Below are 26,251 nucleotides of genomic sequence, written 5' to 3'. Positions count from 1 at the left end.
CCAAGGACCCGCCCGCAACGCGGTCTTAGAAGTCCATGCCGCCCATGCCGCCCATGCCGCCGCCGGGCATGCCCATCGGCGCCTTGTCGTCGGAAGGCAGTTCAGCAATGGTCGCCTCGGTCGTGATCAGCAGGCCGGCCACCGAAGCGGCGTCCTGCAGCGCGGCGCGAACGACCTTGGTCGGGTCGATCACGCCAGCGGCGACGAGGTTCTCATAGGTGTCGGTCGCGGCGTTGAAGCCCTTGGTCTCGTCATTTTCGCGCAGCAGGTTGCCGGCGACGACAGCGCCGTCGACGCCCGCATTGCTGGCGATCTGGCGCAGCGGCGCTTCGATGGCCTTGCGGATGATGTCGATGCCGCGGGTCTGGTCGTCATTGGCGCCCTTGAGGTCCTTGAGGGCCTTGGTCGCGTACAGCAGGGCCGTGCCGCCGCCGGGGACGATGCCTTCTTCAACGGCTGCGCGGGTCGCGTGCAGCGCGTCGTCGACGCGGTCCTTGCGCTCCTTCACCTCGACTTCGGTCGCGCCGCCGACCTTGATGACGGCCACGCCGCCAGCCAGCTTCGCCAGACGCTCCTGCAGCTTTTCGCGGTCATAGTCGGACGTGGTGGTCTCGATCTGAGCGCGGATCTGCTCGGTGCGGCCCTTGATCGCTTCGCCGTCGCCGGCGCCATCGACGATGGTGGTGTTGTCCTTGTCGATGGTGACGCGCTTGGCGGTGCCGAGCATGCCGAGGGTCACGTTCTCAAGCTTGATGCCGAGGTCTTCGGAGATGACTTCGCCCTTGGTCAGGACGGCGATGTCCTCCAGCATGGCCTTGCGGCGGTCGCCGAAGCCAGGCGCCTTGACCGCAGCGACCTTCAGGCCGCCGCGCAGCTTGTTGACGACCAGGGTCGCCAGCGCTTCGCCTTCGATGTCTTCCGCGATGATGAGGAGCGGACGGCCCGACTGCACCACGGCTTCGAGGATCGGCAGGATCGACTGCAGGTTCGACAGCTTCTTTTCGTGGATCAGGATGTAGGGGTCGGCGAGTTCGACCTGCATCTTTTCCGGATTGGTGATGAAGTAGGGCGACAGGTAGCCGCGGTCGAACTGCATGCCTTCGACGACGTCCAGTTCGAAATCGAGGCCCTTGGCTTCCTCGACGGTGATCACGCCTTCCTTGCCGACGCGGTCCATGGCTTCGGCGATCTTCTCGCCGACTTCACGGTCGCCATTGGCCGAGATGATGCCGACCTGGGCGACTTCGTTCGAACCAGCAACCGGCTTCGAGCGGGCCTTGATGTCCTCGACGACCTTGGCGACCGCGAGGTCGATGCCGCGCTTCAGGTCCATCGGGTTCATGCCGGCGGCCACCGACTTCATGCCTTCGCGAACGATGGCCTGGGCCAGGACGGTCGCGGTGGTGGTGCCGTCACCGGCGATGTCGTTGGTCTTCGAAGCGACTTCGCGGACCATCTGGGCGCCCATATTCTCGAACTTGTCCTTCAGTTCGATTTCCTTGGCGACCGAAACACCGTCCTTGGTGATGCGGGGCGCGCCGAAGCTCTTGTCGATGACGACGTTGCGGCCCTTGGGGCCCAGGGTCACCTTGACCGCGTCGGCCAGGATGTCGACGCCGCGCAGGATGCGCTCACGAGCGTCACGCGAAAACTTTACGTCCTTCGCTGCCATGATCTTCTACCTCTCTTTGAGAATTGCAAATCTTGCGAAGTTCACACCGTTACAGGCACGAAAATCCGCCAAAAATAGGAATGACCGTCAGCTTCGCCGCTTTACGCGACGACGCCGAGAATGTCCGATTCCTTCATGATCAGCAGGTCTTCACCGTCGACCTTGACCTCGGTGCCCGACCACTTGCCGAACAGGATGCGGTCGCCGGCCTTGACGTCCAGCGGAGTGACCTTGCCGTCTTCCGACTTGCTGCCGGTGCCGACGGCGACGATTTCGCCTTCCTGCGGCTTTTCCTTGGCGGTGTCGGGGATGATGATGCCGCCGGCAGTCTTCTCTTCCGCCTCTACGCGGCGAACGAGAACGCGGTCATGCAACGGACGAAATGCCATGTTGATTGCCTTTCCCTCTTTACGACGTTGAATGGGAGGGGGGTGGAATCGCCACGCGACTCCGGCTCCTTCTCCCCGATGAACCCGTATCTGTTAGCACTCCCTGTCGGGGAGTGCCAGCGCCGTTTCATATGGACGGGAAGGCCGGACGATCAAGAGCCCCGTGCAAATTTTTTTTGTCCCGCCGCCCGCGACCGCAGCGCGAAAGACATGATGACGCGGGCGGCTATAGGCCTTTCCTGCCGGCAGAGACAGCCGGGGCAGCGACGAAATGCCTTCCACGTGCAAAAAATGCGACCAATGCAGCCGGGGCCGCCGCACCGCCTTTTTTTGATCATGCGGGGTTTGCACCGGACAGGGTCGATCCTTACCTAGCCCGGAGCGGCGGGTCCCTGCCCGCCCCATCCCCCGTTCCCGCCTTCGAAGGAGACGCCTGCATGACCGACACAGCCTATATTCCGCCGCGCGTCTGGACCTGGGACAAGGAAAGCGGCGGCGCCTTCGCCAATATCAACCGGCCGGTCGCCGGGCCGACCCATGAGAAGGAATTGCCGGTCGGCAAGCACCCGCTCCAGCTCTATTCGCTCGCCACGCCCAATGGGCAGAAGGTGACGATCATGCTGGAGGAGCTGTTGGCGGCGGGCAAGGACGCCGAATATGACGCCTGGCTGATCCGGATCAACGAGGGCGACCAGTTCGGCAGCGGCTTCGTATCGGTCAATCCCAACAGCAAGATCCCGGCGCTGATGGACCATGGCGTCTCTCCGCCCCGGCGGGTGTTCGAATCCGGATCGATCCTGATCTATCTGGCCGAGAAATTCGGCGCTTTCCTGCCGACCGATCCGGCCAGGCGGACCGAGACGCTCAACTGGCTGTTCTGGCAGATGGGCAGCGCGCCGCTGCTGGGCGGAGGTTTCGGCCATTTCTTCGCCTATGCGCCGGAGAAGTTCGAATATGCGATCAACCGCTATACGATGGAGGCGAAGCGGCAGTTGGACGTGCTGGACCGGCAACTGGCGGAGCATGAATATATTGCCGGGGATGAGTATACGATCGCGGACATGGCGATCTGGCCCTGGTATGGCGGGGTCGCGCTGGGCCGGGCCTATGATGCGGCGGAGTTCCTCGATGTGCAGAGCTATGGGAATGTGCTGCGCTGGGCGAAGCAGATCGACGCGCGGCCTGCGGTGAAGCGCGGGCGGATGGTCAACAAGGCGAACGGGCCGCTGGAGGAGCAGCTTCGGGAGCGGCATGAGGCCAGCGACTTCGATACGCGGACGCAGGACAAGCTGGAGGGGGCGGGTTGAGGATGGGAACCGGTCTTCCGATTGAGACGATGCGGTGACAGAAGCCCGGAGCGCGCGACGTGCTCCCGATCAACGCAGCGCGCTCTGAAGGTTTACGGTCATTGGGCCCCTCCCCTTTCAGGTTCGAACCGCGCCTCGTTTGAAGGATCGGGGTGCGGGAGCGTCCAGCAGGCGAAGTTGCGCGTGGGGCAGCCCTCCACCCCTCGGTCCCCTCCCCTGAAGGGGAGGGAAGCGGTCAATGTCCCTGTTGGCCGGTCATCCGCCTGACCTATCCGGCGGCCTTGACGATTTCGGCCCATGCGGCTTCGTCGATCACATCGATACCCAGCGCCGCGGCCTGTTTGAGCTTCGAGCCCGCGCCGGGACCGGCTACCACCAGGTCGGTCCTGGCGCTGACCGAACCGGCAGCCTTGGCGCCCAGTCGTTCGGCCTGCGCCTTGGCCTCGTCGCGGCTCATGGTTTCGAGCTTGCCGGTGAACACCACCGTCTTGCCCGTGACCGCGCTGGCGGTGGTTTCGACCAGATAGTCGGGCGGGGAGACCTCCCGCAGCAGGTCGTTCCAGACGTCCACATTATGCGGCTCGTGGAAGAAATCGGCCAGGGCGTGGCCGACCGCCGATCCCACATTCTCGACCCCGATATATTCGGCTATCGCCTTGTCGAGGCGGTTGCGGAAGCGGGATTCCTCCTCCCCCTCCGCAGGGGCGGCGGCGTCGCGCAGCGCGATGATGCCGGCAGCGAGCGCACTGATCCCCTCCAGCGTCGTATAGCGCCTGAGCAGGTCGCGGGCGGTCACCGCGCCGATATGACGGATGCCCAGGCCGAAAAGCAGGCGGGCGGCATCCGGCTGGCGCTTGGCCTCTATGGCGGCGAGGAGATTGTCGACGGACTTTTCCTTCCACCCCTCCCGGCCGAGCAGGTCGGCGCGATGCGTTTTCAGGCGGAATATGTCGGCCGGCTCCGCGATCCAGCCCAGGTCGAGAAATTCCTGGATGCTCTTTTCGCCCAGCCCTTCGATGTCGAGCGCGGCGCGGCTGACGAAATGACGCAGCCGTTCGAAACGCTGGGCGGGGCAGATGAGGCCGCCGGTGCAGCGAATGTCGACCTCCCCCTCCTCGCGCACGGCTTCCGAATGGCAGACGGGGCAATGATCGGGGAAAGCGAAGGGGGTGCGCGGTTCGTCGCGGGTGAGGTTGTCGACCACCTGCGGGATGACGTCGCCGGCGCGCTGCACGACGATGCGGTCGCCGGGGCGGACGCCCAGCCGCTCGATCTCATCGGCATTGTGGAGGGTGACGTTGGAGACGACGACGCCGCCGACGGTGACGGGCGTCAGGCGGCCGACCGGGGTCAGCTTGCCGGTGCGGCCGACCTGGATGTCGATGGACTCCAGCGTGGTCTGGGCGCGTTCGGCGGGGAATTTATGGGCGATGGCCCAGCGCGGAGCCTTGGCGACGAAGCCGAGGCGTTGCTGCCAGTCGAGCCGGTCGACCTTGTAGACGACGCCATCGATGTCGAAGGGCAGGTCGGCGCGGGCGGCTTCGATGGCGCGGTAGTGGGCGATGAGGGCTTCGAGCGTGTCGACGCAGGTGAGGCGGTCGGAGACGGGCAGCCCCCAGCCTGCTATCGCCTGCATGACGCCGAGCTGGGTTTCGGCGGGGACGGCGCTGACCTCCCCCCAGCCATGGGCGAGGAAGCGCAGGGGGCGGCTGGCGGTGACGGCGGCGTCCTTCTGGCGCAGCGAACCGGCGGCGGCGTTGCGGGGGTTGGCGAACTGGCGGGCCTTTTCCGGGTCGTCGGCTTCGGCGGCGAGGCGCGCGTTGAGGGCGACGAAATCGGCCTTGGCCATATAGACTTCGCCCCGCACCTCGAACAGGTCGGGGACGGCTTGCCCGGTCAGGCGCTGCGGGATGTCGGGGATGGTGCGGACATTGGCGGTGACGTCTTCCCCGGTCGTGCCGTCGCCGCGCGTGGCGGCGAGGACCAGTTCGCCCTTTTCATAGTGGAGCGAGCAGGACAGGCCGTCGATCTTGGGTTCGGCGGTGAGGGCGACGGGGGCGTCTTCGGGGAGCGCGAGGAAACGGCGGACGCGGGCGATGAATTCGGCGATGTCCTCGTCCGCAAAGCCGTTGTCGAGGCTCATCATGCGGACGGCGTGCTGGACCTTCCTGAGCGCGGAGGTGGGCGCGGCGCCGACCTGGGCGTTGGGGGAATCGCTGCGGATGAGGTGCGGGAAGGCGGCCTCCAGCGCGTTATTCTCGCGGACCAGCGCGTCATAGTCCGCGTCCGCGATCTCCGGCTCGTCCTGATCGTGATAGAGCCGGTTATGGCGCGCAATTTCGCGTGCGAGGCGCATCAGGCGGTTGGCGGCTTCGGCTTCGGTCATTTGCGTGGGGTCGGTCATGCGCCTCTCTTTAGCGCCAGCATCGCGATGCGGGTAGCGGTTATGGGCGGCTCGACAGCCGTCAACTCTCTATCGTCATCCCCGCGCCGGCGGCGATCCATCTCCCCACCGCTGTAGTTGAGGCGAGGTCAGGAGATGGGTTCCCGCCTTCGCGGGAATGACGGAGTTGGGTGGGTAGTGGACATTCCCCCTCCCGCAGGCGGGAGGGGGTTAGGGGGGCGGGCTGGCGCGGCATCTGCGCTGTTAAGCTCGCTACGCTCGCGCCCACCCCTAACCCCTCCCGTTTACGGGAGGGGAATGTCTTGGATTGGTCAAAAGCCAGCTTATAGCTTTTCCAACAATCGTTCGGCCTGGGCCCTTGCCTCCGCCGTGATTTCGGCGCCGGAGAGCATGCGGGCGATTTCTTCGCGGCGTTCGCCGTCGCTCAGCGCATGGACGCCGGTGCGGGTGACGGTGCCGTCGCTGGATTTGGCGATCAGCATATGGCCTGCACCGCGCGCCGCGACCTGCGGGCTATGGGTGACGACCAATATCTGGTTGGTTTGCGACAGGCGGGACAGGCGTTCCCCGATGGCCGAGGCGACGGCGCCCCCTACCCCGCGGTCGATCTCGTCGAAGATCAGCGTGTCCGCGCCGCCCTGCTCCGCCAGCGCGACCTTGAGCGCGAGGATGAAGCGGGAGAGTTCGCCGCCCGATGCGATCTTGACCAGCGGGGCGAAGGGCGCGCCGGGGTTGGTGGAGATTTCGAATTCCACCCGGTCCATGCCGTGCGGTCCCCATTGCCCCTCCTCCTGCGGCGCGACGACGGTGCGGAAGCGGGCGGCGTCCAGCTTGAGCGGGGCGAGTTCGGCGGCGACGGCGGCGTCGAGCTTTCCGGCGGCCATTTGGCGTTCGGCGGAGAGGGCCTGGGCGGCGGTGCGATAGGCGGCGGCCCTGCCCTTCACCTCGGCTTCGAGGGCGGCGAGATGGTCTTCCCCGCCCTCGATCGCGGCCAGTTTCGCGGCCATCTCGTCGCGCAGGGCGGCGAGATCGTCGGGCTGGACCTGATGTTTGCGGGCGAGGCCGCGCAGGTCGAACAGGCGGGTCTCTATGGCGTCGAGACGGGCGGGGTCGAAGCTGAGCGCTTCGGCGGCTTCGTTGAGGCGGTCTTCAGCTTCGCTGGCCTCGATGACGGCGCGGTCGAGGGCGGCGAGGACTTCGGCCAGCGGTTCATATTCGCTGACGATGCGGTCGAGGCGGCGGGCGGCCTGCCGCAACTGGGCGAGGCCGCCGTCGGAGCCGGTGAAGCATTCGGTGACGGCGGAAAGGTCGTCGGAGAGGCGCGCGCCCTTCTGCATGGTGGCGCGCTCTTCGGCCAGCGTGGCTTCCTCGCCAGGTTCGGGGGCGAAGCGGGTGAGTTCGTCGACCGCATGGGTCAGGTAATCGCGGTCGCGGGCGGCGCTTTCGACGCTGGCGCGGCTTTCCGCGAGGCGGTCGGCGGCGGCGCGCCAGGCGTGATAGGCGTGGGCGACCGCGCCCGTGTCGCAGCGGCCATAGGCGTCGAGCAGGGCGCGGTGGCCGCGTGGATTGAGCAGGCCGCGATCGTCATGCTGGCCGTGGATTTCGACCAGAGCGCTGCCAAGATCGCGCAGCAGCGCCGCCGAGCAGGCCTGGTCGTTGACGAAGGCGCGGCTGCCGCCGTCGGCCTTGACCGTGCGGCGGACGATGAGCGGTTCGCCCGGTTCGATGTCGATGCCGTTTTCGGCCAGCAGGTTCGTCGCGCGGTGATCGGTGCGGGGCGCATCGAACGTGGCGGTGACGCTGGCCTGCGCCTCTCCCGTCCGGACGAGGCCGCTGTCGGCGCGGGCGCCCAGCGCGAGGCCCAGCGAATCGAGCAGGATCGACTTGCCCGCGCCGGTCTCGCCGGTCAGCACGCCCAAGCCCGACCCGAAATCCAGGTCCAGCGCCTCTATCAGCACGACGTTGCGGATGGACAGGGCAGTCAGCAAAGGCGAGCGACTCCCCCCTCCCGCAGGCGGGAGGGGCCGGGGGTGGGTGCACCGCGCCAGCGGCGCTTCTTTCAACGCTGGGGCGGAACGCTCGCTTCGCTCGCGGCCCACCCCTAACCCCTCCCGTTTGCGGGAGGGGGACCAGATCATGCTTTATTGGGGTGTTCGCGCATCAGCTTGTAGCTGCGCTCATACCATTTCGAACCCGGATAATTCTTGCCCAGCACGGCGGCGGCCTTCTGCGCTTCGGCGGGGATGCCGAGCGAGAGATAGCTTTCCACCAGACGCTCCAGCGCCTCCGGAGTGTGGGTGGTCGTCTGATATTTGTCGATCACCGTGCGGAAGCGCAGCGTGGCGGCGAGCCATTGGCCACGGCGCTGGTAGAAGCGGCCGATCTCCATCTCCTTGCCGGCGAGGTGGTCGTTGACGAGGTCGATCTTCAGCCGGGCGTCGGCGGCATAGCGGGTGTCGGGATAGCGGCGGATCAGCTCGCCCAGCGCATCCAGCGCCTGTTGCGTGATCTTCTGGTCGCGGGTGACGTCGGCAATCTGTTCATAATAGCAGAGCGCGATCAGATAATAAGCGTAGGGCGCGTCCTTGTTGCCGGTGTGGATCGACAGGAAGCGTTGGGCCGCGCCGATCGATTCCGGATAGTCCTGATTCATGTAATAGCTGAACGCGGACATGAGCTGCGCCCGGCGCGCCCAGGGCGAATAGGGATGCTGGCGCTCCACCTCGTCGAACAGGGCGGCGGCGAGCTTGTACTGGCCGCGGTCCAGGCGGTATTTGCCCGCATTGTAGAGCGTCGACACGTCGCGGGCGACATATTGGGTGTCGGCCTTGTTCTTCGACGTCGCGCAGCCCGAGAGCAGGGCGGCAAGCAGAAGCGGTGCGGTAGCCGCGCCGATGCGCGTCATGGTTTTCGTCAGCATGGCCGGGTCATAGCGGAGCGAATGCGCCTCGCCAAGCGGCAGAATGTGCGTGCCGGTCGCTATGCGCGAACAGGCAGGTCGAGCCGTGCGGTCGCGCCGCCCGTCGCCGAGGGCATGAGCGAGAAGCGGCCGTTCAACTGGCCGGCAAGGGCATTGGAAATCCGGAGGCCTAGGCTCTGGCTGAAACCGGGATCGAAATCGGGCGACAATCCCTTTCCGTCATCCGTGACGTTGAGGCTGATCGTGCCGTCGCTGACGTCCAGGCCGACATGGATGCTGCCGCCGCGATGCGGCAGGCCATGTTCGATGGCGTTGTTGATCGCTTCGGTCACGATCAGCGCGATCGACACGGCGATGTCGGGCTCCAGCGTCAGGGCGTCGGGCGCGTCGACGGTCAGGGCGATGTCGTCGCGGCCGCTGGCCTCCAGCACGTCGGCGGTCAATGTCGTCAGGAAGGCGCGGATATTCTGCCCCTCCCCCGACGGATTGTAGAGGGCGCGGCTGATGCGGCCGACCAGCGCCAGCCGGGCGGAGGCATCGTCCAGCGCGCGGCGGGCCAGGTCATGATCGACATGGCGCCGGTGGAGCGAAAGCATGGCGGCGACGACCTGAAGATTGTTGGAGACGCGGTGCTGGAGTTCGTGGAACAGCAATTCGCGGTTTTCCGCCAGCACGCGGCTGCGTTCGCGCTCTATCGCCAGGTTGAAATTCGCCTTCTGCATCAGATGGATCAGCGCGATGTCCACGATCACCACCGCGCTGTAGAAGCCGAGCGCCAGCAGCACGCCCGGATGCAGTGCGAAGCCCATGCGCGGCGGGATGAAGAAATACCAGGACAGCAGCCCGCAAAGCACGCCCGCATAGATGCCCGGCCGCACCCCGAAGAGGAAGGAGGACAGGATGACGGCGGGGAAGAAGGATACGAAGGGGTAGCCGATGGGCATGGCGCTTTCCGCCATGGTGCGAATGGCCAAGGCGGTGAGGCAGAAGATGGTGGCCAGCAAATAGGCATGCCAGGGCCGTCGCAGGACAAGCGGCAGACGCTCCACGAATCTTTCGTTCCTGCGCTGCATAGATCCCCCTGCGCCCTGGTCGTTACCGTAACATAACTTCCACGCCCGCCAATTGATGGAGATCAGGAAACATTCAAATCCTGTCAAAAAAGGGCGCCCGGCAAGCCGGACGCCCCTTCTTTTTCCCGAGTCCGACGAACCGGATCAGTCCTGGGTCAGGAAGTCGGGCAGACCGGCGTTGGAGCCGTCGTCATCGCCGCCCCTGCCTTCGCCGCGCGGACCGCGGTCGCGGCGCGGACCGCGATCGCCGCCGCGGCCGCCACGGTCGCCCCGGTCACCGCCACGATCACGGCGATTGCGGTCGCCACGGCCGCCTTCACGGTCGCCGCCCCGATCCCCCCTGGGTTCGCGGGGCGGACGGGTGTCTTCCAGTTCCTCTCCGGTTTCCTGATCGACGACGCGCATGGACAGGCGAACCTTGCCGCGCGGGTCGATTTCGAGAACCTTAACCTTCACTTCCTGCCCTTCCGACACGACGTCGGTCGGCTTTTCGACGCGCTCATTCTTCATTTCGGAGACGTGGACGAGACCGTCCTTGCCGCCCATGAAGTTCACGAAGGCGCCGAAGTCGACGATGTTGACGACCTTGCCGGTGTAGATCTTGCCGACTTCCGCTTCCTCGACAATGCCGAGAATCCACTTCTTGGCGGCTTCGATCTGGGCGATGTCGGACGAGCTGATCTTGATGATGCCCTCGTCGTCGATGTCGACCTTGGCGCCGGTTTCCGCGACGATCTCACGGATGACCTTGCCGCCGGTGCCGATGACGTCGCGGATCTTCGCCTTGTCGATCTGGATCGTTTCGATGCGCGGAGCATGAGCCGACAGTTCGGTGCGGGTCGAGGACAGGGCCTTGCTCATTTCACCCAGGATATGGGCGCGGCCTTCCTTCGCCTGACGCAGCGCGACTTCGAAGATTTCCTGCGTGATGCCGGCGACCTTGATGTCCATCTGCATGGTGGTGATGCCCGCTTCCGTGCCCGCCACCTTGAAGTCCATGTCGCCAAGGTGATCCTCGTCGCCCAGAATGTCGCTGAGGACAGCGAATTTGGAGCCTTCCAGGATCAGGCCCATGGCGATGCCCGACACCGGACGCTTCAGCGGAACGCCCGCGTCCATCATGGACAGCGAACCACCGCAGACCGTCGCCATCGAGGACGAGCCGTTGGACTCGGTGATGTCGCTCAGCACGCGGATGGTGTAGGGAAACTCTTCCTTGCTGGGCAGGACCGGGTGCAGGGCGCGCCATGCCAGCTTGCCATGGCCGACTTCGCGGCGGCCCGGCGCGCCGAAGCGGCCGACTTCACCGACCGAATAGGGCGGGAAGTTATAGTGCAGCATGAAGCTTTCATAATGAACGCCGGTCAGGCCGTCGATCATCTGCTCCGCATCCTTGGTGCCCAGCGTGGTGGTGCAGATGGACTGCGTTTCCCCACGGGTGAACAGCGCCGAACCATGGGTGCGCGGCAGGAAGCCCACCATCGCCTCGATGGGGCGAATCTGCGTCGTGGTGCGGCCGTCGATACGCTTGCCGTCCTTCAGGATGGCGCCGCGGACGATTTCGGCTTCCAGCTTCTTGGTCAGCTTGATGCCGGCCATGACGGTCTGGGCGTCGAGGCCTTCCTCCGTGAAATAAGCCTTAGCCTTGGCGCGGGCTTCATTGAGCGCGTTGGAGCGGGCCGACTTGTCGGTCAGCTTGTAGGCGGCCGTGATGTCCTTGCCGATCAGCTTCTTGAGCTTCTTCTTGAGGTCATCCAGATCTTCGCCCTTGGCGACGTCCCACGGGTCCTTCGCGGCCTTTTCGGCGAGGTCGATGATCGCGTTGACGACCTTCTTCGACGCTTCATGCGCGAAGAGGACGGCGCCGAGCATGACGTCTTCCGACAGTTCCTTGGCTTCCGATTCGACCATCATCACCGCGTTGCCGGTGGCGGCGACGACCAGGTCGAGTTCGCCGGTCTTCACTTCGTCCAGCGACGGGTTCAGCTGATACTCGCCATCCTTGTAGCCGACGCGGGCGGCGCCGATCGGACCCAGGAAAGGCACGCCCGACAGGGTCAGCGCAGCCGAAGCGGCGATCATCGCCACAATGTCGGGCTCGCTTTCGCCGTCGAAGCTCAGAACCTGAGCGATGACGTTGATTTCATTGTAGAAACCTTCGGGGAAGAGCGGGCGGACCGGGCGGTCGATCAGGCGGGAAACCAGCGTTTCCTTTTCCGTGGCGCCGCGTTCACGCTTGAAGAAGCCGCCCGGGATGCGACCGGCGGCCGAATATTTTTCCTGATAATGGACGGTCAGCGGGAAGAAGTCCTGTCCTTCCTTCACCGACTTGGCGGCGGTCACGGCGCACAGCACCACGGTTTCGCCATAGGTCGCCAGCACGGCGGCGTCGGCCTGACGCGCAATGCGGCCGGTTTCGAGCGTGAGGGTCTTGCCGCCCAGCTCGATTGATACCTTCTTTACATCGAACATTGGTTTTTTCCTTCGCCCGCGCGGCCCTATTGCCGGGCGGGGCCTGTTTCGGACCGGATGGTCCATGGATGGAGAGCCTATCTCTCCTCCGTTCGGGCTGAGCTTGTCGAAGCCCAATCCTTCCCTTCAAAAGAAGGAGTGCCCTTCGACAAGCTCAGGGCGAACGGTGTGGGGGATGTCCCCCGGATCATGACGCCATGCCGGATTGCCCAGCGCCATGTTGTCAGAATCGGAAACGGCCCCGACATGGGGGCCGTTCCTTCTTTAGCAGACTTACTTGCGCAGGCCCAGCTTGGCGATGAGGTCGGTGTACCGGGCCCCATCCTTCTTCTTGAGGTAATCCAGCAGCGAACGGCGCTTGTTGACCAGCATCAGCAGGCCGCGACGGCTGTGGTTATCCTTGTGATGACCCTTGAAATGCTCGGTCAGGTTGGCGATACGCTCCGAGAGGATCGCAACCTGGACTTCCGGCGAACCGGTGTCGCCCTCGGCGCGGGCATGTTCCTTGATCAGCGCTTCCTTGCGCTCTGCAGTGATCGACATCGGCTTCCTTTCTGAGATTAGAGATTAAAGCCGCGCACCACCCGGACCTCCGGGCCACTGGCTTCGACCAGCGCGACGGGCGTTTCGCCCTCCATCGCCAGCATCAGGCCGGTATGCGGTTTCCCCACGAGCACCTTCCCCTGTCGGAGAGCGAGCGCATCGTCGGGAGAGACTGCGAGAGCCGGGATGTCGTCCAGCCCCGCCGTCAACGGCAGCATGAGCTGCGCGATGTCGCCGCCCCTAGCAGCTTCGTCCAATTTGTCCAGCGAAATCGCGGATTGCAGGGTGAAGGGGCCGGCCTTGATGCGGCGCAGCATGGTAACATGACCGACAGTGCCGAGCGCGCGCGCGATGTCGCGGGCGAGGGAACGGATATAGGTGCCCTTCGAAACATGGGCGCGCAGGGTCATTTCGTCGATCTCCGCGCCGCCCTCCCCTTCTCCAGGCTTCGCTGGCCCCTGGGGCGGGGATATGGCGAGGTTGTGGATGGTGATGGCGCGGGTCTTCATCACGACCTCCTCCCCTTTGCGGGCAAGGTCGTAGGCGCGCCGGCCGTCGATCAGGATCGCGCTGTAGGCGGGCGGCGCCTGCTCGATCGGGCCGGTGAAGCGGGGCAGGACCGCCTGCACCTCCGTCAGCGTGGGGCGATGCAGGCTGGTGGCGATTTCCCGGCCCTCAAGGTCCAGCGTGTCGGTCTGGAGGCCGAAACCTATGGTGAAATCGTAGATCTTGTCGCTGTCCAGCATCCGTCCGGCGAGCTTGGTCGCTTCCCCCACCGCTATCGGCAGCACGCCCGTCGCCAGCGGGTCGAGCGTACCGCCATGGCCCACCTTCCACTTGCCCGCGCCACTCTGGCGCAGGGCGCGCTTCACCGCGCTCACCGCCTGGGTGGAGCCTAGCCCCAAGGGCTTGTCGAGGATGATCCAGCCATGCATGGCGGCGCGCTCTAGCCCTCCTCTCGCCTGTTGTCAGCCCTTTCCGGGCCGTTGCGGCATGTGCGGCGGTCAGCAGCCGGAGCGGCGTTCCACGAAATGGCGGCGGCAAAGCGCGACATAGCGGTCATTGCCGCCGATTTCCGTCTGCTCGCCCTCGCGGATGGGGCGCCCCTCAGCATCGACGCGCAGGTTCATGGTCGCCTTCCGCCCGCATTCGCAGATCGTCTTGATCTCCGTCAGCGTGTCGGCCAGGCCGAGCAGCGCGGCGCTGCCCTCGAACAACTTGCCCTGGAAGTCGGTGCGGATGCCGTAGCACAGCACCGGAATGTTCAGCCGGTCGCAGACGGCGGCGACCTGCCAGACCTGTTCCTCGTTCAGAAATTGCGCCTCGTCGATCAGCACGCAGGAGAGCGGCGTCCGTGCCTGTCGGGCGGCGATGGCGGCGAAGAGATCGGTGGCGGGGTCGAACAGATGAGCCTGCGCGTCCAGCCCGATGCGGGAGACGATGCGTCCCTTTCCGTGGCGCCCCTTCCCGTAGCGGTCATCCACCGCGGCAGTCCACAACATGGTTTCCATGCCGCGTTCGCGATAGTTGAAGCTGGATTGGAGCAGGGTCGTCGATTTGCCTGCGTTCATCGAGCTATAGTAGAAATAGAGCTTGGCCATCGGTCAGCGCGCCATGGGGGCGATCTGCTTGAGGAAGCGGACGAGCGCGTCGGCCAGGGCGATGCGCCTGTCGGAAAAGCTGTGGTCGGTCGGCCAGACCGCCAGGCGCGTGTCGGGATTGGCCGATTGCGCGTCTGCCGTCACCTTGCGCGCCATGGCGCCGATGCCGCGTTCCGCGCCGATGATGGTGAGCGGGCGGCGGCCATAGCCCACCAGCTTGCGGCCAAGGTCGAATTTCTCGCTGTTGGTGCGGATTTCGGCGGTGAGGCTGTCATAGGTGGCGCCTTGCAGGGGTGGCAGGTCGCTGGCGACTTCGGCCCTCCAGGCGGCCTCGCCCTGGGGGGTGGAGAGGGTCGGGACGGTTTCGGCCGGGTCCCAGGGGTCGATCAGGAACAGGCCGGCGACATGGGGTTCGGCGGCGGCGACATCGGCAGCCATGAAACCGCCCATGCTGTGGCCCGCGACGACGATGGCGCTGGTGTCGATGCGATATTTGGCGACGGTCGCGGATTGCTGGAGATATTGCAGGGCGTTCCAGGCGTCTTCCGAGGCGTGGGTGAAGGAGAAGCTGCCGGGGCTGCCCCAGGAGCCGCGATAGTGGAGCGTGAGGACATGCCACCCGGCGCGGCGGGCGGCCTGGGCCAGGTCGAGATTTTGCTCATTGCCGGGGAAGCCGTGGAGGAGGAGCAGCGTCGGGTGAAGCCCCGGACCGGCGGCGGTGTAAAGGACGGCGTTGAGCAGGCCGTCCTCCGAGGGGATGGTGAAGGCGCTCATGCCGGCGGGGTAGGCCGCGTCGGGCGCGGGGTCGCTGACGACGGCGGGGTGGACCGGCGCTTCCCTGGCTGCGGCGGGTATGGCCAGGGCCAAAAGCGCGATCGCGACTATGCCGGTTCTTTTCATCTGCCCTGCCCCTTGCCTTGCCTGCGGGAAAGACGCTGTTAGCCGGGCTGCGCCGTCGCGTCGATGGGGGACGATGCCTGGCCGAGTACAGCGTGCTCCTGCGAAGGCCGAAGCATATTGCCTATTCGCCTTCGGGCTGCTCCAGATCGCGGGCGACCTTGGGATCGCGGAGCAGCCTGTCGATATGGGTGCCCTCATCGAAGCTCTCGTCCGCGAGGAATTTGAGCTTCGCCGCATATTTGAGGCGGATACGGGTCGCGACCTCCCGCTGGAGATAGGCGGTGTTGGTGCGCAGCGCCTTCAGCACCGCTTCCTCATCCTGGCCGAGCAGCGACTTGATGAAGACAGTCGCATGGCGCAGGTCAGGGGACATGCGGACTTCGGTGACGCTCACCACATGGCTGGCGAGGACGTCGTCATGCACGTCGCCGCGCTGGAGAATGTCGGACAGGACATGGCGCACCTGTTCGCCCACGCGGAGGAGGCGGACAGAGGAGCCTTCATTGGGAGCGGGCATTATATCCTCCCCTCCCGCAAGCGGGAGGGGCCGGGGGTGGGCTCTCCCCATCGGCCATTGCAGTTCAGGAGAGGGCGAGCCCACCCCCTAGCCCCCTCCCGCCTGCGGGAGGGGGGACATGGATCACAGCGTGCGGGCGCGTTCCTCGACCTCGAACAGTTCCAGCGTGTCGCCGGGCTTGATGTCGTTGGTGTCCTGGAGCACCGCGCCGCATTCCATGCCTGCGCGGACTTCGGAGACGTCGTCCTTGAAGCGGCGGAGCGAGGCGATGTGGGTGCGCGACACGATGACATCGTCGCGGGTGAGGCGCGCGGCCAGACCCTTGCGGATGATGCCGTCGAGGACGAGCAGACCGGCCGCCTTGTCCTTCTTGCCCGCCGGGAAGACCTGAAGCACCTCGGCCCGGCCGACGATGGTTTCGATGCGTTCCGGCGCGAGCTGGCCGGCCATTTCGCCGCGAACTTCCTCCAGCAGGTCGTAGATCACGTCATAATAGCGCAGCGAGATCTTCTCGCGCTCCGCCAACTGGCGCGCCTTGGCATTGGGGCGGACATTGAAGCCGATCAGCGGCGCGCGGCTGGCGGCGGCCAGCGTGACGTCGCTTTCGGTGATCGCGCCGACGCCCGAATGCAGGATGCGGACCTTGATCTCGTCGGTCGAAATGCGGTTCAGCGACGAGACGATCGCTTCCACCGAACCCTGCACGTCGCCCTTCACCACCACCGGATATTCGATGACCTTGGTGTTGAGCGCCGAGAACATATGTTCGAAGCTGGTGGGCGCGGCGGTGGTGCGCTTCTTGGTCGCCTGTTCCTGACGATAGGCGGCGACTTCGCGGGCGCGGGCCTCATTCTCGACGACGGTGAGCTGGTCGCCCGCCATCGGCACGCCGGACAAGCCCAGCACCTCGACCGGGGTCGAGGGGCCGGCGGTCTTCACCTGCTGGCCCTTGTCGTTGATCATCGCGCGGACCTTGCCGCTTTCCGAACCGATGACGAAGGTGTCGCCGATCTTCAGCGTGCCCTTGCGCACCAGCACGGTGGCGACCGCGCCACGGCCCTTGTCGAGCTGCGCCTCGATCACATTGCCTTCGGCGGCGCGATCGGGATTGGCGGTGAGTTCGAGCAGTTCGGCCTGAAGCATGATCTTGTCGAGCAGTTCGTCGAGGCCCGTCTTCTTGAGCGCGGAGACTTCGACATCCTGGGTTTCGCCGCCCATGTCCTCGACGATCACCTCATGCTCCAGCAGGCGCTCTCGCACGCGCTGGGGATTGGCTTCGGGCTTGTCGACCTTGTTGATCGCGACGATCATCGGCACACCAGCGGCCTTGGTGTGGTTGATGGCCTCGATGGTCTGCGGCATCAGGCCGTCGTCCGCCGCCACCACCAGGATGACGATGTCGGTGACATTGGCGCCGCGCGCGCGCATTTCCGAGAAGGCCTCGTGACCCGGCGTGTCAAGGAAGGTGACGAGGTCGCCGCCCTTGGTCCTGATCTGATAGGCGCCGATATGCTGGGTGATGCCGCCGCTTTCGCCCGATACGACATTGGTGCCGCGCAGCGCGTCGAGCAGCGAGGTCTTGCCGTGATCGACATGGCCCATGATGGTCACGACCGGCGGACGGGCCTTGAGCGTTTCGGGCGCGTCGACCTCGCCTTCCATGCCGATCTCGACGTCGGCGTCGGACACGCGCTGGATGCGGTGGCCGAATTCCTCGACCAGCAGTTCGGCCGTATCCTGGTCGATCGCCTGGTTGAGCGTGACGGCGGTGCCCATCTTGAACAGGGCCTTCACCAGGTCCGCGCCCTTTTCGGCCATGCGGTTGGCAAGTTCCTGAACGGTGATGCTTTCGGGCACCACCACGTCGCGCGACTGCTTTTCCCGCTGCTGGGCGCCGCCCGAATAATGGGCGCGCCGTTCCTTCTCGCGGGCGCGCTTGAGCGCGGCGAGGCTGCGGGCGCGGGCGCTGTCGTCATCCGACAAGGCGCGGGTGACGGTAAGCTTGCCGGCCTGGCGGCGATTGTCGTCGCCGCGCTTGGCGCGGTCGGGCTTGGCCGGCTCCGGACGCTTGACGGGCGCGACCGGCGTGAAGCGGCGCGGCGGCGGCACGGTGGCGGAGGTGGCGGGCTTCGGCTCGGCGGCTGCGGGCGCAGCTTCGGCCGGGGCATCGGCGGCGGCCGGCGCAGGCTCCTCGACGGGCGCCCTGGCGGTTTCCTCCGCCGGCCCGGTCTCGACTTCGGTCCGGCGCGCGGCTTCAGCCTCGGCAGCCTCGGCAGCCAGGCGGTTTTCCTCGGCGCGGCGCTTTTCCTCCTCGCTCGCGGCGAGGCGCTGGGCGTCTTCGCGGCGGCGCGCTTCCTCCAGCGCGGTCATGCGGGCTTCCTCCGCCTCGCGCAGCAGCTTCGCCTGCAATTCCTGACGCGACATCAGGCTCTGCGGCGGGGCCGGACGCGCGGGGGCCGGCTGCGGCGCGCGGGCCTGCGGCTGCTGGGGCGCGGGGGCCTGCGGAGCGGCGGCCACGGGCGTGGGATCGGCCTGCGGTTCAGGCGCAGCGTGTCCGGCTTCACCCGGCTTGCCCAGGATGCGGCGCCGCTTCACCTCGACCACGACCGTATTCTTGCGGCCATGGCTGAACTGCTGCTGCACCTGACCGGACTCGACCGTGCGCTTGATCCCCAGCGGCTTGCGGCCCAGAACCGGCTTGTCTTCCTTGCTGTCACTCATACGACTGAACTATACCCTTCACATCAACCCGACCGGCAAGGCCCGTCGGCGCCTTCATTCCAATGCTACCTCAGGCGCCCAGTGCCCCTGCGGAGTCCTGCTCCCCATGCACCGGCGCTCCGTTAGCGCAACCCAGATAGCTTTCCAAGCGGCCTATGGCGCCGCGCAGACGTGACGCCGCACGCGAGTCGGTCACCGCGATATGGACGACATTGTCCCGCCCCATTGCCATAGATAGGGCGTGTCGGTCCACAGGCAAGACGATGCCCGCCAAATCCGTGCCTTCGGCGTCCTGCCCGACGCGGAAGGCCTGGTCGAGCTTGCGGTTGCCGTCGGCCGCCGCGTCGGCGGCGTGGAGCAGCAGCTTCACCTGACCCTTGCGGCAGGCGACATCGATCTTTTCCGAGCCGGTGAGGACCATCGACGCCCTCGCCTCCAGCCCCAGACGGTCGAGCAGGGCCTTGCGCAAGCCCTCCTCGATCAGGGCGGGCAGCGCGTCGGGGATTTGCAGGTCGCCGATCTTGAAGGCGCGGGCAAGCGCGCCCTTGAGCTTGCCCTTTGCCAGCGCCTGTTCGAGTTCGGCGCGTGGCACACCGATCCACGCGCCCCGGCCGGGCGCCTTGGCGCGGATGTCGGGCAGGATTTCGCCATTCGGGCCGCAGGCGAGCCGGACCAGCATGTCCGGGTCGGCGCGGTCGCCCGACAATATGCATTTGCGTTCGGTCATGGGCGCGCCTCCCAATAATGGGCCGCATTCCTGCGCAGGCAGGAATCCAGTTCCACGCTGTCGGGAGCATGCCAGGGCAGAACTGGGCTCCTGCTTTCGCAGGAGCACATCCCTGACGCGGCGATGTTGGGACTCAGCCTCTCATTGGGAAGTGACCGCGGCATGGGCGTCCTCCCCTATGGGCTTGGGCGCGTCGCGGTCGGCGATGAGCTGCCCGCCTGCGCCGTAATTTTCCGTCGGGATTTCGGAAATCACCACCTGCACGGCAGCGGGCGACTTCCCCAGCCGCTCGACGAGCGACCGGGTGACGTCGGCGACGATGGCCGCCTTCTGCTCGCGGGTGGCGTTTCCGGCCAGACGGATGTCGACGAAGGGCATCTGTTCTTACGCTTCCTCGCCTTCGAACCAGTGGGCGCGGGCGGCCATGATGATCTCATTGCCCTGCTCTTCGCTGAGGCCGTATTCGGCGAGAATCCCGCCCTTGTCCTCTTCCTTGTTCTCGCGGCGGCGGCGCTGGTCGACGCGCTTCCGGGCGACCAGTTCGTCGGTGGCGAGGTCGGCCAGATCGTCGAGTGTCTTGATGCCCGCCTTGCCCAAAGTCACCAGCATGGCTTCGGTGAGGTGCGGCATATCGGCCAGCGCATCCTCGACGCCCAGCGCCTGGCGCTCTTCACGCGCGGCGGCTTCGCGGCGATCCAGCGCTTCCTGGGCGCGGCTTTGCAGTTCCTGCGCCAGTTCCTCGTCGAAGCCCTCGATCGCGGCCAGTTCGTCGATGCCGACATAGGCCACTTCCTCCAGTTCGCCGAAGCCTTCGGCCACCAGAAGCTGCGAGAGGGTTTCGTCCACGTCCAGTTCGTTCTGGAACATTTCGGAGCGGGCGACGAATTCCTTCTGGCGCTTCTCCGACGCGTCCGCTTCGGTCATGATGTCGATGGCCTTGCCGGTCAACTGGCTGGCGAGGCGGACATTCTGGCCGCGACGGCCGATGGCGAGCGAAAGCTGATCGTCGGGAACGACGACCTCGATGCGCTCTTCCTCCTCATCGATGACGACGCGGGCGACCTGCGCGGGCTGCAGCGCGTTGACGACGAAGGTCGCGGTATCTTCCGACCAGGGGATGATGTCGATCTTCTCGCCCTGCATTTCCTGCACGACGGCCTGCACGCGGCTGCCCTTCATGCCGACGCAGGCGCCGACCGGGTCGATGCTCGAATCGCGGCTGATGACGCCGATCTTGGCGCGGGAACCCGGATCGCGGGCGGCGGCCTTGATCTCGATCACGCCATCGTAGATTTCGGGCACTTCCTGCGCGAACAGCTTCTTCATGAATTCGGGGTGCGCGCGGCTGAGGAAAATCTGCGGCCCGCGATTTTCGCGGCGCACGTTCAGGATCACCGAGCGGATGCGGTCGCCGACGCGGACGACTTCGCGGGGAATCTGCTGGTCGCGGCGGATGACGCCCTCGGCGCGGCCCAGGTTCACCACGACATGGCCGAATTCGACCGACTTCACCACGCCGGTGATGATTTCGCCCACGCGGTCCTTGAATTCCTCATGCTGGCGCTCCCGCTCGGCATCGCGGACCTTCTGGAAGATCACCTGCTTGGCCGACTGGGCGTCGATGCGGCCGAGGTCGATGGGCGGCAGCGGATCGACGATGAAGTCGCCGATCACAGCGTCCTTCTTGAGCTTGGCCGCCTGCTTCAGGTCCACCTGTTTGAAATAGTCGTCGACCTGCTCGACCACCTCAACGACTCTCCAGAGGCGAAGGTCGCCGGTGTCCGGGTCCAGCTTGGCGCGGATGTCGTTTTCGGCGCCGTAGCGGGCGCGGGCGGCGCGCTGGATCGCGTCTTCCATCGCCTCGATGACGATCGCCTTGTCGATCATCTTTTCGCTGGCGACGCTGTTCGCGATGGCGAGCAGTTCGGCCTTGTTGGCGGAAATGGCGTTGGCCATGGACGTAAACCCTTATTCCTCGGTTTCGAACTCGTCCGCCCCATCGGAGGAGAGCGGCATACTAGCAGCAATCAGCGCGTCGGTCAGTATCAGCTTGGCATCCCCGACCAGCGCGAAAGGGATGACGACATCGCCGGCCTTGGCATCCTGGAACAGGATGTCGTCGTCCTCAATGCCCTTGAGCACGCCCCGGAAGCTCTTGCGCCCGGCCACGGCCTCCGTAGCCTGGATCTTCGCCTCATGCCCGGCCCATTCCAGGAAATCGGCGAGGCGGGTCAGCGGACGGTCGATGCCCGGAGAGCTGACCTCGAGGCGATAGGCCTCCTCTATCGGGTCAGCTTCATCCAGCACGTCCGAGAGGCGGCGCGAGATGGTGGCGCAATCCTCTATGACAAGCTGCTTCGTTTCAGGACGCTCGGCCATGATCTGAAGCGTATGCTCGTCACCCGAGCCGAACAGCCTGATGCGCACGAGGTCGAAGCCCAGGGCCTTCACCTCCGGTTCGATCAGGGCCGTCAGTTCGGCGATGTCCGCCATGGGATCTCCCAAAAAAACAAAATTGCGGCTTCCCGTCGCCGCAGGCGATCCGCCCGCGACCCCGACATGTTTGACGATGTAAGGAAGCAGGGGCGATATAGGCGGGATGCCGCAAAGCTGCAACTCATTTGTCGCGAGGCATTTGATGCGCATTCTGGTAGCGTCATCAATTCCCCGATTCAGCCGAGAGGAGACGATATGCGCCATCTTGCCCTCACCGCCCTGCCGCTGGCCCTGATCGCCTGTTCGGCGGACGATGCCGTGGGGCAGAACAGCGCCGCGTCGGCGGCGAAACCGTTCAGGACTTCCGTGATCGCTGATTTCGATGCGCCCTGGGCCATGACCTTCCTGCCCGATGGCCGGATGCTGGTGACGGAGAAGGCGGGCGAGATGATCCTGTTCGATCCGAAGAACGGGACGAAAATCCCGGTCGCGGGCATTCCGCCGGTCGACAGCGCGGGTCAGGGCGCGCTGATGGACGTGGTGCCGGCACCGGACTTTGCACGGAGCGGGACGGTCTATTTCAGTTTCTCAGAGGCGGGTCAGGGCGGCAAGGGCGTGGCGCTGGCCACGGGGGTTTTCAACCAGGCGAGCGACGGGACGACGAAGCTGGACGGCGTGAAGGTGATCTTCCGCCCCAGCCAATATGTGGATGGCAATGGCCATTATTCGGGACGAATCGCCTTCTCGCCGGACGGGAAATATCTGTTCTTCACCAATGGCGAGCGGCAGAAATTCGATCCGGCGCAGGACCCGAAGTCGACTTTGGGGAAAGTGTTGCGGCTTAATCTGGACGGCACGCCGGCCGCGGGCAATCCGCTGGCGGCGAAGGGGTTCCATCCGGCAGTCTGGTCCTATGGGCATCGCAATCTGCTGGGGATCGCCTTCGACAAGGACGGGCGGCTGTGGGAGCAGGAAATGGGGCCGAAGGGCGGGGACGAGGTGAACCTGATCAAGCCGGGATTGAATTATGGCTATCCCCTCGCCTCCAACGGCAGCCATTATGACGGGCGGGACATTCCCGATCACAGGGCGGGCGACGGGTTTGAGGCGCCTAAAGTCTGGTGGAATCCGGTGATCTCCCCGGCCGGGCTTGTCTATTATTCGGGCGACCTGTTTCCGCAATGGAAGGATTCGCTGTTCATCGGCGGGCTGTCGAGCGAGGCGCTGGCGCGGGTGAAGCTGGAGGGGGAGAAAGCCTCCAAGGCCGACCAGTGGGACATGGGCGCGCGAATCCGGGAGGTGGAGCAAGGGCCGGACGGGGCGCTCTGGCTGCTGGAGGACGGCAAGGACGGGTCGCAGGGGCGGTTGCTGAAGCTGACGCCTGCCGCCTGAACGAAAAACGGGGCCTTTGCGGCCCCGTTCCTCTTACACCAGCCGGCTCTGCTTCACCGCCGCTTCGATGAAGCTGGCGAAGAGCGGGTGCGGGTCGAAGGGTTTGGACTTGAGTTCCGGATGGAACTGCACGCCGACGAACCAGGGGTGGTCGGGACGTTCGACGATTTCCGGCAGCGTGCCGTCCGGCGACATGCCCGAGAAGATCAGGCCGCCCTTTTCCAGCGGCTCGCGATAGCCGGCATTGACCTCATAGCGGTGGCGGTGGCGTTCGCTGATGTCGGTGGCGTTGTAGATGCCCGCGACAACGCTGTTGCCGGTGAGCTTCGCCGGATAGGCGCCCAGCCGCATAGTGCCGCCAAGGTCGGTTTCGGCGGTGCGCTTCTGCAGGCCTTCCTTGCTCATCCATTCGGTTATGAGGCCGACCACCGGCTCGCTGGTTTCGCCGAATTCGGTGGTGGAGGCGTTGGCGATGCCCGCCGTGTTCCGCGCGCCCTCTATGCAGGCCATCTGCATGCCGAGGCAGATGCCGAAAAAGGGCACATTGCGTTCGCGGGCGAATTTGACCGAGGCGATCTTGCCTTCCGACCCGCGCACGCCGAAGCCGCCCGGAACGAGGATGCCGTGCATCGGTTCAAGGCGGGCGGCGATGTCCGCGCCCTCTTCCTCGAACATTTCCGCGTCCAGCCATTTGATGTTGACCTTCACCCGGTTGGCGAAGCCGCCATGGGTCAGCGCTTCATAGAGCGACTTATAGGCATCGGGCAGGCCGACATATTTGCCGACCACGCCGATGGTGACTTCGCCTTCCGGATTCTGCTGCCGGTCCATGATGTCGTGCCAGCGGTCTAGCGTGGGCGCGGGCGCGTTTTCGATGCCGAAGGCGCGCAGCACTTCGTCGTCCAGCCCCTCCGCATGATATTGGGTCGGGACGGCATAGATGCTGCTGGCGTCGAGGGCCGGGATGACCGCTTCGGGGCGGACGTTGCAGAACAGGGCGATCTTGCGCCGCTCGCTTTCCGGCAGCGGATGTTCGCAGCGGCAGAGCAATATGTCGGGCTGGATGCCCAGCGACGTCAGTTCGCGCACGCTGTGCTGGGTCGGCTTGGTCTTCAGCTCGCCCGCCGCCGCGATATAGGGGACCAGCGTCACATGGACGAAGATGGAGCGGTTGCGCCCCAGATCGTTATGGAGCTGGCGGATCGCCTCCATGAAGGGGAGCGATTCGATGTCGCCCACCGTGCCGCCGATCTCGCACAGCACGAAATCGAGGTCGTCGGATTCGGCGAGGGCGAAGGCCTTGATCTCGTCGGTGACGTGCGGGATCACCTGCACCGTCGCGCCCAGATAGTCGCCGCGCCGTTCCCGCTGGATGATGGTCTGATAGACCCGGCCCTGCGTCACATTATCCGACTGCCGCGCCGAAACGCCGGTGAAGCGCTCATAATGACCGAGGTCGAGGTCGGTTTCCGCCCCGTCGTCGGTCACATAGACCTCGCCATGCTGATACGGGCTCATCGTGCCCGGATCGACGTTGAGATAGGGATCGAATTTCCGGATACGCACACAGAAACCTCGCGCCTGCAGCAGTGCTGCGAGCGAAGCGGCCATCAGGCCCTTGCCAAGCGAGGAGACCACGCCGCCGGTGATGAAAATATACCGCGCCATGGGAGGAGAGGCTTAGCCTTTTACAAACGAGTTGGGCAAGCGCGCGAATCATCGCGCGTGCGAAAAAAGCGAAATGGGGAGGTCAGGCCGCCTAGTTGGCGAGCGGGACCGCGCCGTTGGCGGCGTTGCCGCCCGCCGCGCCCGCAGCGCCGGCCAGCGGATCGTTGCCGGTCGCCGGGGCCGGAGCGGATGGGGGAGCCTGGGGGGGCGCCTGCTTCACCAGCGAGGTGTCGATGTCGCTCGGCCGGTGCTGGACCGAGGCGATCACCGCAAGCACGACCGACAGCGTCACGAAGATGCCGGCGAGGACCGTGGTCGACCGGGTCAGGAAATCCGCCGCGCCGCGCGCCGACATGAACCCCGCCGGGCTGCCGCCGACGCCCAGGCCGCCGCCTTCCGACTTCTGCATCAGGATGACGGTGACCAGCAGGGCAGCGACGATGGCCTGCACGACGAGGATGAAGGTGAACATGAGACGAATATCTGTCCGGTAAAGGGTGGGTTGCCGCGCACATAGCGATGATGGGGCGCGGGGGCAACCGCCCCTGTCCTCTCTCCCCCTCCCGCAAGCGGGAGGGGCTTGTTTATTGGCGATCAGGCCGCTGCCGCGATCACCGGGGCGAATTTCGCCGCCGCGAGGCTCGCGCCGCCGATCAGGCCGCCGTCGACATCGGCCAGCGCCAGTAGCTCCGCCGCATTGTCGCCGTTCATCGATCCGCCGTAGAGGATTCGCATCCCCTCCGCCTCGACCCCGATCCGGCTCGCCAGCGCGGCGCGCAGGGCGGCGTGCATCGCGGCGACCGCTTCCATGGTGGGGATCCGGCCCGTGCCGATGGCCCAGATCGGTTCATAGGCGATGGCCAGCCAGTCCGCCGCCGCCCCGTCCGGCAGGGACGCCAGCAACTGGGCCGCCACCACCGCTTCCGCATTGCCGGCATCGCGCACGTCGAGGCTTTCGCCCACGCAGAGGATGACCTTCAGCCCCGCCGCCCGCGCCGCCAGCGCCTTCGCCGCGATGTCCGCGTCGGTTTCGCCCTGGTCCTGCCGCCGCTCGCTATGGCCGACGATGGTCCAGCTCGCCCCGGCTTCCGCCAGCATGGCCGCGGACAGACAGCCGGTATGCGCGCCGCTTTCCTTCATATGGCAGTCCTGCGCGCCGATGAAGGCCGCACCCTTCACGCCGTCCGCCGGCGAAATCAGCGTCGCGGGCAGGCACAGCCCGACTTCCACCGCCGGATAGTCGCGCGCGAGGCCGCCGATCGCCTCCACCTCGCCCAGCTGGGCGCGCAGGCCGTTCATCTTCCAGTTGCCGACAACCAGCTTTCGCCTGCTCATCGATCTTTCCCCTTATGGTTATTGCTGCACGGTCCCCTGCGGCACGGCTCTCCAATCCGCGCCGCCGGGTTGGCCGAGCCGATGAACGGCGTGCGGCCATTTGTCCAGCCTTGGCACCCCAGCGCCCCTTGCCCGCGCGACGATCCGCCCTTAAAGCGGGCCGCCATCAAAGCC

The 26,251-nt window shown here is 65.8% G+C and carries 22 protein-coding genes; 2 read left to right on the top strand and 20 right to left on the bottom strand.

Going from position 1 to position 26,251, the window contains the following annotated elements:
* Positions 1-25 precede the first annotated feature (25 nt).
* Complete coding sequence (gene groL, locus LDB29_RS03400) at positions 26-1,672, bottom strand: chaperonin GroEL (RefSeq protein ID WP_025549258.1); 1,647 nt, start codon at positions 1,670-1,672, stop codon at positions 26-28.
* 101 nt (positions 1,673-1,773) lie between these two features.
* On the bottom strand, positions 1,774-2,061 hold the full coding sequence (gene groES / locus LDB29_RS03395) for a co-chaperone GroES (RefSeq protein WP_025549259.1): 288 nt from the start codon (positions 2,059-2,061) through the stop codon (positions 1,774-1,776).
* Positions 2,062-2,498: 437 nt separating this feature from the next.
* Here groES and yghU point away from each other — a divergent pair, with 437 nt between their 5' ends.
* Entirely contained in the window at positions 2,499-3,368 is an 870-nt protein-coding gene (gene yghU / locus LDB29_RS03390) for a glutathione-dependent disulfide-bond oxidoreductase (protein WP_025549260.1), read from the top strand.
* Positions 3,369-3,636: 268 nt separating this feature from the next.
* Here yghU and ligA read toward each other — a convergent pair whose 3' ends face one another.
* The 15 genes from ligA to rimP form a co-directional block, all read right to left on the bottom strand.
* Complete coding sequence (gene ligA, locus LDB29_RS03385) at positions 3,637-5,772, bottom strand: NAD-dependent DNA ligase LigA (protein ID WP_025549262.1); 2,136 nt, start codon at positions 5,770-5,772, stop codon at positions 3,637-3,639.
* A 323-nt stretch (positions 5,773-6,095) separates the two neighbouring features.
* Positions 6,096-7,760, bottom strand: coding sequence for a DNA repair protein RecN (gene recN, locus LDB29_RS03380; RefSeq protein WP_025552297.1), 1,665 nt, complete (start codon positions 7,758-7,760; stop codon positions 6,096-6,098).
* Between the two features lie 146 nt (positions 7,761-7,906).
* The gene (locus LDB29_RS03375) at positions 7,907-8,692 is read right to left on the bottom strand and encodes an outer membrane protein assembly factor BamD (RefSeq protein ID WP_044661915.1); all 786 of its coding nucleotides are present in this window, start codon (positions 8,690-8,692) and stop codon (positions 7,907-7,909) included.
* A 59-nt stretch (positions 8,693-8,751) separates the two neighbouring features.
* Positions 8,752-9,765: a sensor histidine kinase gene (locus LDB29_RS03370; RefSeq protein WP_025550407.1), complete on the bottom strand. Its 1,014-nt coding sequence runs from the start codon at positions 9,763-9,765 to the stop codon at positions 8,752-8,754.
* 144 nt (positions 9,766-9,909) lie between these two features.
* Complete coding sequence (gene pnp / locus LDB29_RS03365) at positions 9,910-12,237, bottom strand: polyribonucleotide nucleotidyltransferase (protein WP_044661913.1); 2,328 nt, start codon at positions 12,235-12,237, stop codon at positions 9,910-9,912.
* A 273-nt stretch (positions 12,238-12,510) separates the two neighbouring features.
* Positions 12,511-12,780: a 30S ribosomal protein S15 gene (rpsO, locus tag LDB29_RS03360; RefSeq protein WP_007689051.1), complete on the bottom strand. Its 270-nt coding sequence runs from the start codon at positions 12,778-12,780 to the stop codon at positions 12,511-12,513.
* A gap of 17 nt (positions 12,781-12,797) precedes the next feature.
* A complete protein-coding gene (gene truB, locus LDB29_RS03355; protein ID WP_025550405.1) occupies positions 12,798-13,715 on the bottom strand; it encodes a tRNA pseudouridine(55) synthase TruB in 918 nt (305 codons plus the stop codon).
* Positions 13,716-13,784: 69 nt separating this feature from the next.
* A complete protein-coding gene (locus LDB29_RS03350) occupies positions 13,785-14,381 on the bottom strand; it encodes a thymidine kinase (protein WP_025550403.1) in 597 nt (198 codons plus the stop codon).
* A gap of 3 nt (positions 14,382-14,384) precedes the next feature.
* Positions 14,385-15,281, bottom strand: coding sequence for a S9 family peptidase (locus tag LDB29_RS03345; protein WP_025550401.1), 897 nt, complete (start codon positions 15,279-15,281; stop codon positions 14,385-14,387).
* Positions 15,282-15,402: 121 nt separating this feature from the next.
* Complete coding sequence (gene rbfA / locus LDB29_RS03340; RefSeq protein ID WP_025550399.1) at positions 15,403-15,798, bottom strand: 30S ribosome-binding factor RbfA; 396 nt, start codon at positions 15,796-15,798, stop codon at positions 15,403-15,405.
* A gap of 123 nt (positions 15,799-15,921) precedes the next feature.
* On the bottom strand, positions 15,922-18,519 hold the full coding sequence (gene infB / locus LDB29_RS03335; protein ID WP_048577538.1) for a translation initiation factor IF-2: 2,598 nt from the start codon (positions 18,517-18,519) through the stop codon (positions 15,922-15,924).
* 70 nt (positions 18,520-18,589) lie between these two features.
* Positions 18,590-19,246: a DUF448 domain-containing protein gene (locus LDB29_RS03330; RefSeq protein ID WP_025550397.1), complete on the bottom strand. Its 657-nt coding sequence runs from the start codon at positions 19,244-19,246 to the stop codon at positions 18,590-18,592.
* Between the two features lie 141 nt (positions 19,247-19,387).
* Positions 19,388-19,624: a 4-oxalocrotonate tautomerase family protein gene (locus tag LDB29_RS03325; protein WP_025550395.1), complete on the bottom strand. Its 237-nt coding sequence runs from the start codon at positions 19,622-19,624 to the stop codon at positions 19,388-19,390.
* A 6-nt stretch (positions 19,625-19,630) separates the two neighbouring features.
* Complete coding sequence (gene nusA / locus LDB29_RS03320; RefSeq protein WP_025550393.1) at positions 19,631-21,202, bottom strand: transcription termination factor NusA; 1,572 nt, start codon at positions 21,200-21,202, stop codon at positions 19,631-19,633.
* 12 nt (positions 21,203-21,214) lie between these two features.
* Positions 21,215-21,739, bottom strand: coding sequence for a ribosome maturation protein RimP (gene rimP, locus LDB29_RS03315; RefSeq protein WP_025550391.1), 525 nt, complete (start codon positions 21,737-21,739; stop codon positions 21,215-21,217).
* A gap of 198 nt (positions 21,740-21,937) precedes the next feature.
* On the opposite strand from rimP, the gene LDB29_RS03310 reads away from it, so the two are divergent.
* Positions 21,938-23,074, top strand: coding sequence for a PQQ-dependent sugar dehydrogenase (locus LDB29_RS03310; protein WP_257556120.1), 1,137 nt, complete (start codon positions 21,938-21,940; stop codon positions 23,072-23,074).
* Positions 23,075-23,107: 33 nt separating this feature from the next.
* Here LDB29_RS03310 and LDB29_RS03305 read toward each other — a convergent pair whose 3' ends face one another.
* The 3 genes from LDB29_RS03305 to tpiA all read right to left on the bottom strand — a co-directional run bounded on the left by LDB29_RS03305 (position 23,108) and on the right by tpiA (position 26,077).
* A complete protein-coding gene (locus LDB29_RS03305) occupies positions 23,108-24,742 on the bottom strand; it encodes a CTP synthase (protein ID WP_257556119.1) in 1,635 nt (544 codons plus the stop codon).
* A gap of 91 nt (positions 24,743-24,833) precedes the next feature.
* On the bottom strand, positions 24,834-25,214 hold the full coding sequence (gene secG / locus LDB29_RS03300) for a preprotein translocase subunit SecG (protein WP_025550385.1): 381 nt from the start codon (positions 25,212-25,214) through the stop codon (positions 24,834-24,836).
* A gap of 122 nt (positions 25,215-25,336) precedes the next feature.
* On the bottom strand, positions 25,337-26,077 hold the full coding sequence (tpiA, locus tag LDB29_RS03295; RefSeq protein ID WP_193666758.1) for a triose-phosphate isomerase: 741 nt from the start codon (positions 26,075-26,077) through the stop codon (positions 25,337-25,339).
* Positions 26,078-26,251: the final 174 nt, after the last annotated feature.

The organism is Sphingobium sp. CFD-2, assembly GCF_024611135.1.
GTDB lineage: Bacteria > Pseudomonadota > Alphaproteobacteria > Sphingomonadales > Sphingomonadaceae > Sphingobium > Sphingobium fuliginis.
This window is presented reverse-complemented; position numbering and strand designations above follow the sequence as displayed.

Excerpts from the sequence above, each read along its gene's own strand:
- truB (WP_025550405.1), bottom strand. The coding sequence starts at position 13,715 with ATGCATGGCTGGATCATCCTCGACAAGCCCTTGGGGCTAGGCTCCACC.
- groES (WP_025549259.1), bottom strand. The coding sequence starts at position 2,061 with ATGGCATTTCGTCCGTTGCATGACCGCGTTCTCGTTCGCCGCGTAGAG.
- nusA (WP_025550393.1), bottom strand. The coding sequence starts at position 21,202 with ATGGCCAACGCCATTTCCGCCAACAAGGCCGAACTGCTCGCCATCGCG.
- pnp (WP_044661913.1), bottom strand. The coding sequence starts at position 12,237 with ATGTTCGATGTAAAGAAGGTATCAATCGAGCTGGGCGGCAAGACCCTC.
- tpiA (WP_193666758.1), bottom strand. The coding sequence starts at position 26,077 with ATGAGCAGGCGAAAGCTGGTTGTCGGCAACTGGAAGATGAACGGCCTG.
- rbfA (WP_025550399.1), bottom strand. The coding sequence starts at position 15,798 with ATGCCCGCTCCCAATGAAGGCTCCTCTGTCCGCCTCCTCCGCGTGGGC.
- infB (WP_048577538.1), bottom strand. The coding sequence starts at position 18,519 with ATGAGTGACAGCAAGGAAGACAAGCCGGTTCTGGGCCGCAAGCCGCTG.
- LDB29_RS03345 (WP_025550401.1), bottom strand. The coding sequence starts at position 15,281 with ATGAAAAGAACCGGCATAGTCGCGATCGCGCTTTTGGCCCTGGCCATA.
- rpsO (WP_007689051.1), bottom strand. The coding sequence starts at position 12,780 with ATGTCGATCACTGCAGAGCGCAAGGAAGCGCTGATCAAGGAACATGCC.
- LDB29_RS03305 (WP_257556119.1), bottom strand. The coding sequence starts at position 24,742 with ATGGCGCGGTATATTTTCATCACCGGCGGCGTGGTCTCCTCGCTTGGC.
- groL (WP_025549258.1), bottom strand. The coding sequence starts at position 1,672 with ATGGCAGCGAAGGACGTAAAGTTTTCGCGTGACGCTCGTGAGCGCATC.
- LDB29_RS03325 (WP_025550395.1), bottom strand. The coding sequence starts at position 19,624 with ATGCCCTTCGTCGACATCCGTCTGGCCGGAAACGCCACCCGCGAGCAG.
- LDB29_RS03310 (WP_257556120.1), top strand. The coding sequence starts at position 21,938 with ATGCGCCATCTTGCCCTCACCGCCCTGCCGCTGGCCCTGATCGCCTGT.
- LDB29_RS03350 (WP_025550403.1), bottom strand. The coding sequence starts at position 14,381 with ATGGCCAAGCTCTATTTCTACTATAGCTCGATGAACGCAGGCAAATCG.
- LDB29_RS03330 (WP_025550397.1), bottom strand. The coding sequence starts at position 19,246 with ATGACCGAACGCAAATGCATATTGTCGGGCGACCGCGCCGACCCGGAC.
- LDB29_RS03375 (WP_044661915.1), bottom strand. The coding sequence starts at position 8,692 with ATGCTGACGAAAACCATGACGCGCATCGGCGCGGCTACCGCACCGCTT.
- secG (WP_025550385.1), bottom strand. The coding sequence starts at position 25,214 with ATGTTCACCTTCATCCTCGTCGTGCAGGCCATCGTCGCTGCCCTGCTG.
- yghU (WP_025549260.1), top strand. The coding sequence starts at position 2,499 with ATGACCGACACAGCCTATATTCCGCCGCGCGTCTGGACCTGGGACAAG.
- ligA (WP_025549262.1), bottom strand. The coding sequence starts at position 5,772 with ATGACCGACCCCACGCAAATGACCGAAGCCGAAGCCGCCAACCGCCTG.
- rimP (WP_025550391.1), bottom strand. The coding sequence starts at position 21,739 with ATGGCGGACATCGCCGAACTGACGGCCCTGATCGAACCGGAGGTGAAG.
- LDB29_RS03370 (WP_025550407.1), bottom strand. The coding sequence starts at position 9,765 with ATGCAGCGCAGGAACGAAAGATTCGTGGAGCGTCTGCCGCTTGTCCTG.